The organism is Janthinobacterium darwini, from assembly GCF_051380905.1.
In the GTDB taxonomy this organism is placed as follows: Bacteria; Pseudomonadota; Gammaproteobacteria; order Burkholderiales; family Burkholderiaceae_D; genus Janthinobacterium.
Map to the genome: position 1 here is coordinate 216,008 of NZ_JBNYXX010000003.1, position 11,195 is coordinate 227,202.

At 63.1% G+C, this 11,195-nt stretch carries 12 protein-coding genes; 10 read left to right on the forward strand and 2 right to left on the reverse strand.

What is annotated here, in order from left to right; all coding sequences use genetic code 11:
- The first annotated feature begins 150 nt into the window (after nucleotides 1-150).
- A complete protein-coding gene (locus ACQ4WZ_RS19345) occupies nucleotides 151-867 on the forward strand; it encodes an SDR family oxidoreductase (RefSeq protein WP_101484107.1) in 717 nt (238 codons plus the stop codon).
- Nucleotides 868-870: 3 nt separating this feature from the next.
- Here the strand turns inward: ACQ4WZ_RS19345 and ACQ4WZ_RS19350 are convergent, their stop codons facing one another.
- Together ACQ4WZ_RS19350 and ACQ4WZ_RS19355 are read right to left on the reverse strand one after the other, a co-directional pair.
- A complete protein-coding gene (locus tag ACQ4WZ_RS19350; protein ID WP_436574260.1) occupies nucleotides 871-1,389 on the reverse strand; it encodes a hypothetical protein in 519 nt (172 codons plus the stop codon).
- 40 nt (nucleotides 1,390-1,429) lie between these two features.
- Nucleotides 1,430-2,620 carry an Lcl C-terminal domain-containing protein gene (locus tag ACQ4WZ_RS19355; protein WP_436574261.1) on the reverse strand — a complete coding sequence of 397 codons (1,191 nt, stop codon included), beginning with the start codon at nucleotides 2,618-2,620 and terminating at the stop codon, nucleotides 1,430-1,432.
- Between the two features lie 130 nt (nucleotides 2,621-2,750).
- Here ACQ4WZ_RS19355 and ACQ4WZ_RS19360 point away from each other — a divergent pair, with 130 nt between their 5' ends.
- The 9 genes from ACQ4WZ_RS19360 to ACQ4WZ_RS19400 all read left to right on the forward strand — a co-directional run bounded on the left by ACQ4WZ_RS19360 (nucleotide 2,751) and on the right by ACQ4WZ_RS19400 (nucleotide 11,166).
- Nucleotides 2,751-3,185, forward strand: a complete 435-nt coding sequence (locus tag ACQ4WZ_RS19360) for a hypothetical protein (protein WP_436574262.1) — start codon at nucleotides 2,751-2,753, stop codon at nucleotides 3,183-3,185.
- An 83-nt stretch (nucleotides 3,186-3,268) separates the two neighbouring features.
- Nucleotides 3,269-4,225, forward strand: a complete 957-nt coding sequence (locus tag ACQ4WZ_RS19365) for a bifunctional helix-turn-helix transcriptional regulator/GNAT family N-acetyltransferase (protein ID WP_436574263.1) — start codon at nucleotides 3,269-3,271, stop codon at nucleotides 4,223-4,225.
- A 108-nt stretch (nucleotides 4,226-4,333) separates the two neighbouring features.
- Nucleotides 4,334-4,972, forward strand: a complete 639-nt coding sequence (locus tag ACQ4WZ_RS19370) for a TetR/AcrR family transcriptional regulator (RefSeq protein ID WP_208327819.1) — start codon at nucleotides 4,334-4,336, stop codon at nucleotides 4,970-4,972.
- A gap of 116 nt (nucleotides 4,973-5,088) precedes the next feature.
- Nucleotides 5,089-5,895, forward strand: coding sequence for an alpha/beta fold hydrolase (locus ACQ4WZ_RS19375; RefSeq protein ID WP_101484112.1), 807 nt, complete (start codon nucleotides 5,089-5,091; stop codon nucleotides 5,893-5,895).
- 147 nt (nucleotides 5,896-6,042) lie between these two features.
- Nucleotides 6,043-8,262, forward strand: coding sequence for a TonB-dependent receptor (locus ACQ4WZ_RS19380; protein WP_436574264.1), 2,220 nt, complete (start codon nucleotides 6,043-6,045; stop codon nucleotides 8,260-8,262).
- 123 nt (nucleotides 8,263-8,385) lie between these two features.
- Nucleotides 8,386-9,381, forward strand: coding sequence for an extracellular catalytic domain type 1 short-chain-length polyhydroxyalkanoate depolymerase (locus ACQ4WZ_RS19385; RefSeq protein WP_436574265.1), 996 nt, complete (start codon nucleotides 8,386-8,388; stop codon nucleotides 9,379-9,381).
- A gap of 113 nt (nucleotides 9,382-9,494) precedes the next feature.
- Nucleotides 9,495-9,845, forward strand: a complete 351-nt coding sequence (locus ACQ4WZ_RS19390; RefSeq protein WP_436574266.1) for a hypothetical protein — start codon at nucleotides 9,495-9,497, stop codon at nucleotides 9,843-9,845.
- Between the two features lie 161 nt (nucleotides 9,846-10,006).
- Entirely contained in the window at nucleotides 10,007-10,681 is a 675-nt protein-coding gene (locus ACQ4WZ_RS19395; RefSeq protein WP_436574267.1) for a hypothetical protein, read from the forward strand.
- Nucleotides 10,682-10,725: 44 nt separating this feature from the next.
- Nucleotides 10,726-11,166: a DUF695 domain-containing protein gene (locus tag ACQ4WZ_RS19400; RefSeq protein ID WP_101484117.1), complete on the forward strand. Its 441-nt coding sequence runs from the start codon at nucleotides 10,726-10,728 to the stop codon at nucleotides 11,164-11,166.
- The last annotated feature ends 29 nt before the right edge of the window (nucleotides 11,167-11,195 follow it).

Sequence of the window (11,195 nt, forward strand, 5' to 3'; positions counted from 1 at the left end):
TGTCTCGTTCTTGTGTGTTATCGGAGATTGCCAGACCTAGCATACGCATTTCCGCCGTGCGAGTAAACGCGTGGGGATGGGCAGTCGTCTCAGCTGTGCTTAATACAACGCCGCTATCATCAGCGTTGACTTCATTGGAAAGGACACAGTATGCACATCATGATCGTGGGCGCCAGCCGGGGCCTGGGACGCGCGCTGGTGGACGGTTTGCTCGCTGACGGGCATGCCGTCATCGGCGTATCGCGCCAGCAACCCGCCGACTTGCCTGCCGGCCAGGGCACACAGCTGCAATGGATTGCGGCGGACCTGGCCGCACCTGCCGAGGCTGTCGAACGCATCGCGCGTGATGCGCCGGCCGCGCTGGACGCGGTGATCTACAACCTGGGCGTATGGGAAGAAAAGGCGTTCAGCGATGACTACGCTTTCCTCGGTGATGCAGACGACGCCATCGTCGACATGGTCAATACCAACATCACGGCGACCATTTTGCTGCTCAAGCGCTTGGTGCCCCGCTTGCTGGCCAGCAGCAAGCCGCAGCTGATACTCACGGGCTCCACTTCCGGCCTGCGCCAGAGCGGCCGCCCGGAAGTGACGTTCAGCGCCTCGAAATTTGCCCTGAACGGCATCGCCGATGCCTTGCGTGAAGGTTTCCGCGCGCAGGGGCTGGCCGTGACGGCGCTGCAGCTGGGCTATCTGAATACCTACGACGACTTGTCGGTGCCGCTGGCGGATGCGGCGGCGCGGGGCGAGGGCGAGCTGATCCCCGTGCATGACGTCGTCGCCGTCGTGCGCATGCTGCTGAGCCTATCGCATGCCTCGTTCGTGCGCGAACTGGTGCTGCCGGCGCTGCGCGACGAGCGTTTCTAGGCCTTAGGCGTCTGCGCCATAGACTTCGGACCAGCCGAGACGCTCTTCCAGCCACTCATCCGCTTCGGAGGAGTCCATCTGCAGCAGCAGGGCGCCAAGGCGCAAGTTGCCCTTGGCCAGGGCCAGCACGGCAAACACGGATTCCAGCATGACGGGATCGAACTGGCTCTGCAGGTCGCGCGCGGCGATGGCGGGCAGTTGCGCCCAGGCTGCCTGGTAGCTGCCGGCCAGCCACGCCGGCAGCGGCGGATTGTGCTTGCGGTGGCGCTCCAGCTCGATCAGGGCGATGAGCGCATAAAAATCTTCCTCTCGCGCGTCAGCGTCGCCCAGCAGGTGGACGAGCTGGGGCACGGCCGCATATGAAGCCACGCCCACGTCGCCCTGGTGGTGCAGTTCTTCCCACAGTTCATGCCAGACGTCTTTGCCTGCCTGCATGGCCTTGAGCGCCTCTGCCACGTCGTAGGGCGTGCGGTAGCCGCCTTCCAGGGTGGGCCAGATGGGATCGTCGAGTGATAACAGCATGGGTTTCCTTGATGGGGCAGCTCGCGCGAGCAAACGCGCACTATACAAGCACTCGGCGCACGCAGCGCGCGTAGCCGTCAAACTCGCGCGCGGTCTGATAGCTGACGCCCGTGTCAAAATCCTTGCACCAGGCTTCGTCCTCGATGTCGCCCGGTTCGCACGACCAGTGCCAGTTGGGCCGGAACTCTTCTTTCAATGTCGCATACAGCAAGGTCTGCTCGCGCCGATCCGGCAAGCTGTGGCCCAGGCTGGCGGCCCAGTCTGATGCGGCTTGCCAGGTATGGCTCTCCAGCTCGCACTTGTCCGGCTGCAGCACCAGGTGGTAATCGGGCGCGCCATCCCTGCCGAGAATCAGGCCGGCATAGCGTTCGCCCTGTTGCAGGGGAACGGGCGCGGCGGCCGATGGCGGCAGCGCGACCCGGCGCACGGCGCAGGCACGGCCCGAGTAGGTTTTGCGAAAGTTGTACTGGGTGCCGCTGTCGAAATCGTGGTTCCAGGCCATGCGGGGCAGGATGGCGTCCTCTTCCGGCGACCAGTACCAGGCATCCGGGAAGGCGTGGCCCAGGTTGGCGTGCAGCAGGGCCAGTTCGCTGCGCGTCGGCAGGCAGGCGCCCCGCGCCGTTGCCCAGGCTAGAGCTGCCTGCCAAGGCAGGGCGTCGGCTTCGCCGGGTAGCAGGAACAGCTGGTAACTGGGCGCGCCATTGTGGCCAGGCATGATGCCCGCGTAGCGCTCGCCGGCGATGGCGCCCAGCACGCCGGGGCAATGATCGAGCCAGCCGTCGTCTTCTTCCTGTGCAATAAACGCCGCGATCAGCGCCCGATGCGCAGTCGGCGCGGCGGCCAGCAGGGTGTTGAAGCAGGTGATGGCCGAGGCGTGGGGCGTGCCCTCGCCGTTGGCGATGCCGACGAGAAAGTCACCGGCCCAGTCGGGCAGGGTAGCGATCAAACGCGGCAGTTCCTGCAGCAGGGTCGTGCAATACGCCGTTTCACCGAAGCGCCAGGCGGCGCGGTTGGCCGTCTGGTAGGCGCCGTAATCGTGCTCGGCTTGCACGGACTGAACAATGGCCAGCGCGTATTGCGCGCCTTCCGTGCCCGTCAGCGCATCGAGCATGGCGCAGTAGCGCTGGAAGCGCCGCTGGGCTTCATCGGGCGGCGTGGTGCTGTCGTCATCCTGGACGATGTTGCCCACAATTAAAAGTTCGGCTTTCCAGAGTTCAAAGGCGGTTGGCATGGCTGTGGCTGGCGAGAGTGGCGGCGGACGTGATTATGCCCGGCTCATTGGTGTTTCAGCGCGACGATTGAACATGCTAGAGTCCACCGTTGCCGCCACCCCGGCGCGGCCTTGCCTGGATTGTTGACCGATGCCCACCTGGACTTCCCCGCCACAACTCGTCGCCCTTGCCGCTTTCTATGCGCAGGCGCAAGCCCATCCGGAAACGCTCAGTGATGCTGTCTTCCTGGAAAATGTGAAAAACGCCCACTGGCCCACCAATTGCTGGAGTTATGCAGAAGCGTCGTTCGCCATCATCGCGCCCGCCTGCCTGTTGCGTCCACATCTGACCGCCGAGCTGATCGCCTTGCCCATCGATGCCATGATCGCGGGCGGCCTGGAAGATGCGGGGCAAGTCATCGCAATCGGCCTGGACTGCGCTACGCGCAGCGCGCCGTATGTGGAACCGAGCGAGGAAGGCAGGCGCTGGCTGACGCAGGTGTGGCCGGGCTTGGGCGAGATGGCGGGGGCGGTGTTCCGGGCCAGGCTGCAATTGGCGCTGGCCGATGACGATGATGATGAATAAGCGATCAACAAGCGCTGACGCTTGACACTGAAAGTTTGTTTACGTTAGGGTATACGTAACTACTTACATATATCCTGTCAAACATGTCTTCCAACCTGCAAACCTACGGCTCCCTGATGCTGGGCAGCCGACTGCGCCGTCTTTCCGATCAACTGTATGCGGGCGTCGATACCAGCTATCTGGCGGCCGGCGTCGAGCTGAGCTCGCGCTGTTTCCCCTTGTTATTGCTGCTCCGCGACAACGGCCCCACGGCGATCACGGCCCTGGCCGCGCAAATCGGCCAGACGCACCCGGTGGTGGTGCAACTGGGGCGCAAGCTGCTCGATGCCGGTGTGGTGACGGAAATGCCGGACGCCAAGGATGAGCGGCGCCGCCTGCTGGCGCTGTCCGATGCCGGGCAAGCCTTGCTGCGCAATATGGCACCCCTGTGGGACGATGTGCGCGCCGCCGTCGATGTGGTATTCGAGCAAGGCACGCCGCATCTGATGGCCAGCCTGGACCGGGCGGAGGCGCGCTTGCAGTCGCAAGGCTTTGGCGAAACCATCGCCGCTTGCCGGCGCCAGCGCGAGCGGGCCGCCGTGGAAATCATCGATTACGCCGCGCCCTACGCGGCGGACTTCAAGCGCCTGAATATCGAATGGCTGGAACGCTATTTCTATGTCGAGGCGCTCGACGACAAAGTGCTGTCCGATCCGCAGCGCTCGATACTTGACGATGGCGGGCAGATCTTCCTCGCGCGCCTCGATGGAAAAATCGTCGGCACCTGCGCCCTGATCCGCGCTGGCGATGCCAGCATCGAGCTGTCGAAGATGGCTGTCACGCCAGCATGCCAGGGCCTGGGCATCGCGCGCCGCCTGATCGAGCGGGCCTTCGATGCTTTCGAAACCAGCGGCGCGCAACTGCTGTTCCTGGAGTCGAACAGCAAGCTGGCGCCCGCCATCCGCCTGTATGAAAGCAGCGGCTTTCAGCACGTGGCGCGGCCCGCCGGCGACGCGCATTACCAGCGCGCCGACGTCTACATGGAGTGGCAGGGCCGGTAGCACACGCCGGGGCGCCACGCGGCGCTCCCCATCGGCCGTCTCACGCGTTACAATACGCGCACCCAATAACGGAACCACGGTTCCACTATCGAGAGACGCCGACGCCGCATGCCTTCCTTTCCGATGCCCTTCCCGCAGATGATCGTTCCACCCGAGCCCACCCAGGCGCGCAGCAAACAAGCATTCGAGCGCCTGCTGCTGGTAGGCGAGCAGTTGCTGGCGGAAAACCGTTTCGATGAAATTGGCGTGGCCGACCTGGCCAGGCTGGCGGAAACCTCGGTGGGCACGTTTTACCGTTTATTGGGCGACAAGGACACCCTGAGCCGCTTGCTGCTGCAGCGTTTTTTTTCCGACATGGTGGAAAAGGTCGAGACCCTGACGGAGCTGCGCCAGTGGGAAACGCGCAGCCTGGAAGAGTTCATCCGCGCCATGGTGGCCATGTTTGTTGCTGTCAACACGGGCCGGCGCGGCGTGTTGCGCGCCTTGATCACGCGCGCGTCGCAGGATGCGCAATTTCGCGACAGGGTGCATCAGATCAATCATCTGATCTCGCAGCGCACGGTCGCCGTGCTGGCCAGCAAGTCGGCCAGCATCCGTCACCCCAACCCCACGCAGGCGATGATGGTGGTGCCGCCCGTGCTGCTGGGCATCCTGAACCAGCATACCTTGACGGGTTCGCTGTCCTTTTTGTCGGGCGCGGCACTCGAAGATGAACTCGTGCGTGTTGCTTTAAATTATCTGACTTGAGATATTTATCGAATTAACTTGAAATCGGAATTCGGATTCCGTATTATGTTTTCCAACAGCAGGAAAACATATTCCTGCACCTGAACACAAAGCATGTTCAACAGCAAGGAGACAGAATGCGGCGTCACACGACATCCGATGTTACATTGCATCACCTCGACCTCGATCTCGGCACAGAGACAGGGCAGGGCGATCCCGTGTTTCTGCTGCACGGCCTCGGTTCCTGCGCCGAAGACTGGCGCCCGCAGATCGATGCACTCGGTAGCAGCTATCGCCTGATCGTGCCCGACCTGCGCGGCCATGGCGCCAGCCCTGCGCCAAACGGCGACTGGCAGATCGGCGACTTCGCCAACGACCTCTTCAACTTGATGGACCAGCTCGACGTGCCGCGCGCGCACATCGTCGGCTTTTCCCTGGGCGGCATGGTGGGCCTGGAAATGGCCAACCGCGCTCCCGACAGGGTGGCCAGCTTGTGCCTGATCAACTCCCAGCCGTTCCAGGGCAGCAAGCCGGCGGCGCTGCTGTTTGCCTACTGGCTACGCCGCACGGTGATCGCTACCTTCGGCCTGAAAGCCATGGGCAAGATCATCGGCAAGAAACTGTTTCCTGATCCGTCCCAGCAAGCCCTCGTCGAGCGCTTCGCCACGCAGATGGCGGGCATGGACAAGCGCGCCTACCTGGCCGCGCTGGACGCCATTTTCCACTGGGATATTGATCTGCATTTCCAGGCCCTGGCCATGCCCGTCTTCATCATGGCGGCCGACCAGGATTACACGCCCGTCGCCAGCAAGCGGGCCTTTGCCGCACAGTTTCAGCAGTGCGAGATCGAGATTATCGCGAACTCGCGCCACGCCACGCCCCTGGACCAGGCGCAGCGTGTGAATACCTTGTTGCAGTCCTTCCTCGCCACACATTCAAAATAAACAGGCCACTCGCCGCACGGGCAGGGGCCGGGAAACAGTCATCGCAGGGCAGGTGCTCGCATTGCGCGCGCGGGTACCGTTACGTCTTGCGATTCTGGAATCCGGTCATCTTCTCTGGTGGCAAGCAAGCCTGACATTGGAGACGCTATGAAACTTGCTTTGAAATTAATGCCCGCCGCCCTCGCCGTTGCCGGTGCCTTCAGCTTTTCTACACAGGCCCTGGCGCAGGAGGCCGCCACGTCTGCCGCCGCCAGCGCCCAGAGCGCCAGCGAGGCCAGCGATGCGAAAGAACGCATGGAAACCGTGACGGTCTCTGCCCGCCGCCGCGAAGAGCGGCTGCAGGACGTGCCGCTGGCCGTCACGGCGTTCTCCGCCAAGGCCCTGGAACGGGCGAATATCCAGAACCTGGCCGACTTGCAGGAGCGCGTGCCGAACCTGACCGTGTACGCTTCGCGCGGCACGAATACCACCCTGACGGCCTTTATTCGCGGCGTGGGCCAGGCCGACCCCGTCTGGGGCGTGGACCCGGGCGTGGGCATTTATTTTGACGACGTCTACATGGCCCGTCCGCAAGGCGCGCTGCTCGACGTGTTCGACGTGCAGCGCATCGAAGTGCTGCGCGGCCCGCAAGGTACCTTGTACGGCAAGAACACCATCGGTGGCGCCATCAAGTATATTTCGCGCCCCCTGGCGAAGGAAAACGGCGCCTCGGCGGAAGTGGGCCTCGGCAATTACAATCAGCGCAACTTCAAGGCCGCCTTCAATCTGGCCAACGAGAGCGGCACCTGGCGCGCGCGCCTGGCCGCTGCCAAGCTGGACCGCGACGGCTTCGGTCGCAACACCTTCAATGGCGAACAGGTCAGCGACCAGGACAGTACGGCAGCGCGCCTGTCCGTCGGTTACTTTCCGCAGGACATACCCCTCACCGTCGTGCTGAGCCTGGACGCCACGGACGACAAATCGGGCGTGCGCGGCTTCCAGCGCATGGGCGTGAGCGCCTTTGACCCGCTCAGGCGGCCAGCCAGCACCAGCGCCTACGATATCCAGAGCGGCATGCCGGGCCACAACTTCACGCACAACCGGGGCGGCTCGCTGGTGGCCAATTACACGCTGTCGAACGAGTGGTCCGTGAAAGTGATCGGTGCCAAGCGGCGCAGCACATCCGAGCAAACCATCGACTTCGACGGCTTGCCGCAGCCCATCGCTGACGTGTTCGGCGACTCGCGCGACGAGCAGAAGAGCCTGGAATTGCAGGCCTCGTACAGTGGCGACTACGGCGCCGGCGTGATCGGCCTGTACCGCTTCGAGGGGACGGCCGGCGGCGGCATCTACAACAACTTCCTGGGGCGCCAGTTCACGGCCGCCGTCAGCACGGTGGAGACGGACAGCACGGCGCTGTATACGGACTGGACCTGGCCGCTGGGCAAGGTCTGGAGCATCAATGCGGGCTTGCGCCACACGCGCGAGGAAAAGCGCGCCATCGTGCTCAACCGCGCTTTTGCCGACGTGGGCTTTACGCGGCCCATCCAGACGGCGGCCGACTTCGACAAGTCCTTGTCGGTCAGCAATACCTCGCCGAAACTGTCCGTGCGCTATGAAGCGTCGAAGACGACGAATTTCTACAGCAACCTGTCGCGCGGTTTCAAGTCGGGCGGCTACAACGTGCGCGCCAACAACCTGGTGGTGCCCGATTCCGCGCGCCCCTACAAGGATGAAAAACTCGACGCGCTGGAAGTGGGCATGAAGTACGCGGCACCGGACGATACGTTTGACGCCAACGTGGCCCTGTTCTACAACCGCTACAAGGATATCCAGTTGTCGGTGTTTACCAGCTATGTACAGCCGGGCGGCGTGCCGGGCTTCTATGGCGACTTCACGAACGCGGGCAAGGCGACGGTGAAAGGCGCCGAGTTCGAATTCTCGTGGCGGCCTAACCGCCAGTGGGAAGTCAACGGTTTCCTCGCGCTGCTGAACGCAAGCTATGACGAGTTCATGAGTGGCGGCAAGAACATTGCGGATACGCAAAAATTCAGCAACACGCCGCGCCGGCAAGTGGGCTTGAACCTGACGCGCACGGACCGCGACGTCTTCGGCGGCGCGCTGCGCAGCATGGTCGGTTATGGCTACCGCAGCAAGGTGTATCCGACTACTGACTTGAGCGAAACCCTGGCGCAGGGCGGCTACAGCATCTGGACGGCTGGTGTCGTGTGGGAAGCGCCGAAGAACTGGACCTTCAGTCTGCACGGCAGCAACCTGGGCAACAAACGCTACCGCACGGATGGCTACAACATTCCCGCCGTGTTCATCCTCGACGGTTTCTACGGTCCGCCGCGCCAGATCATCGCCAAGGCAGGCTACAAATTTTAAAGTTCTTCACCGCCGGGGCTGGACCCATTGGGTCCGGCTTCGCCTGTCGGAAGTGCCGGTCTGGCCAAGGTCCAAGCCGGTTCATTGTCGCTGTTTTCGTCCTTAATGAATCAGGAGACTGGCATGGCACATCTGCATCAGCAACTGCGTCACTTCTTATCCGCAATCGCCGCCGCCTGCGGCTTGCTGGCCGCGCTGCCGGCGGCCGCTGGTCAGTGGGACTTCGGCCTGTACGCGAGCCTGTGGGGCACGCGCGAATACCAGGTCTGGCTACCGACCAATTACCATCCGAACACGCCGCTGCCCGTCGTGCTGATGCTGCACGGCTGTGGTTCCGAACCGAACAGCATGGCCGCCGTCAGCCGCTACAACCAACTGGCCGACAGCGAAAATTTCATCGTCGTCTATCCGCGCCAGAACGCCACGGCCAACCCCATGCGTTGCTGGAATTTCATGCTGCCGCTGAACCAGGAACGGGGTACGGGCGAGCCGGCCGTGCTGATGGGTATCTTGAACAAGGTCAAGAGCAAGTATGCGGTGCAGGATAGCCGCGTGTATGTGACGGGCATCTCGGCGGGCGGCGCCATGGCCTCCATCATGGCCGCCTGCTACTCGGACGTGTTCGCCGCCGTGATGGTGCATTCGGGCGGCATGTACAAGGGCGCCATCGGCATGCTCACGGCCGCCGATTCCCTCTTCAACGGCAGTTCCTTCGACCCGAAAGCGCGGGGCAAGGATGCCTGGCGCTGCTCCGGTTCGCCGCGCCGGCTGATGCCGACGATGGTGTTCCACGGCACGGCCGACATCGTCGTCAACCCCGTCAACGGCGAGCAAACCATCGAGCAATTCCTGCAGACCAGCGATGTGGGCGACGATGGCCTCGACAATGACAGCGTGCGCTACCGTGCCGACAGCATCGTGCGCCAGACAGTGCCGTACGGCCGCAGCTATTCCATCGACACCTACCTGCACAACGGCGCCGTCATCGCGCAAAAGTACACGGTCGAGGGCATGAACCATGCGTGGAGCGGCGGCCCTCCCGGCTGGCCGTTCAGCGATGAACTGGGGCCGGACGCCACCGTGATCAGCTGGAATTTCTTCAAGAACTACCAGCGCTGACGCTTTGAGGAATTTGCCGCTAGTAAAATGGGGTGCAGTGATTGCGCCCCATTTTTGATGCCGGTGAAAGATCCCATGCTAGCGGCTCGTAGCAAGACCGCGCCGGACTGCAATTGTTGCTCAGCATCGTCTTGCCGGCGATGGAGCGCTACCCGGCCGGCGTCTTCGCGCGCATGGACTTGCGCGTACACCACGAGTGTTACCACGTCATCGAATACCGCCTGTTCAACGATTTCTATTCCCGCGAACCCGCCTGGCTGGCCCTGAGCCCGCCCGGCACGGCCTATGGCAAGGGATTCCAGAACCTGGGCCACCCGCATCCGGGCCTCGTCAGCCTGCACGCAGCCTGCGGCCCCGAGGAAGACAAAACGGAGGTATTCGGCTGGATGATGACGTCCGCGTATGCGCTGCGACTGGAGGCGTGGACGGCGTTTGATCCCGCCTTGCTGGCCAAACGGCAATAGTTGACGGAAGTAGTGGAGAGCAAGACAAGGTCTGACTAAAGTTCAAGCCAGTTTCGCCAGTGGGTGCACGTCCTGACAGCCGCGGCTCCCTGTATTAGCTGCAAACTATATAATCTGCGCTTGGGCGATACCCGCCCCTGAACTCCGATTGAAGGAATGCCATGCCAGGATACATGCCAGGATATTTCGTGCGCCACTTGGCGCTGTGTGTAGTGTCGACCGTGTGCATCTCTGCCAACGCCGCCGAGGTGGTGACGGTGGATGCGCAGCAGCGCGCGTCCTTGCTGGAATTTTATGCGCAGCAATATCCGGGCGAGCCTGCCACGCGCACCGTGTTTGAGAGCGTGCCCGTGGTGGGGGGCCGTGGTCGCGAAGTGGTGGGCAGCGCGGAAACGCCGCCGTATCGCGGTCATGGCGCTCTGTGCCGTACGCAGCGCACCAAGTTCGTGCTGCATGGCGAGGGCAAGCAGGCGCGCTGGCAGGAGGCGGGCATGGAGTATTACGCCTGGCTCGACCGTGGCACTTGCCGCGCGGTGGCCGAGCCCGTGCGCATGCTGCAGCGCATCCCCGATGTGGAACTGGAAGGCGTGTTGCTGTATCAAAAGCCGCTGCTGGAGCGGGCGCGATTATTGATGGCGGGTAACACGGCCTGCGCCCCCTTGCGGGCGCTGAAGTTTACGCTGGCGGCCGTCGACGTGGGCGCCGCCGCACCGCGTGCCGAAGAGCGCTATGCGCTGGTGTTCAAGAGTGACCGCGACAGCTACGCCCGCGTCTGGCTGCGCAAGAGCGGTGCCCAGTATGACGCGTGGAATGTAACTTGCCCGCCAGTGCTGTAGACTGCTCGCCCTTTGCTCGATTCTTCTTTTTGACTGTTGCAACCATGAACCAGAATTCCACTTCCGCCCGCAGCTGGGGCACCATCGTCACGCATAGCGACGAGATGGCCATCATCTACCGTTATGTCGACGCCTTCCATGACGACTGGGACCTGTCGTCGCAGCCGGACCGCATCATCATCGCCTGGCGTTATGAAGACGAAACGGGCATGCCCGCGCCGAACGAGCGCGAGCACATGGAAGAGCTGGAAGCGGCGCTGGCGCCCGTGGTGGAAGAGGGCGGCTTCGCCACCCTGGCGCTGGTATCGACGGGTGAAAACTTGCGCGAATGGATTTATTACACGCAATCGGGCGAAGAGTTTTTCAATCGCCTGAATACGGCGTTGGCATCGCGCCCGAAATTCCCGATTGAAATCCGCAGCGCGGCCGACCCCGCCTGGTCCACGTATGCAGGTTTCATGGCCGCCTTGCCCCCAACGACCTGATCAAACCTGCTGCGCGTCGTGATCTGCCG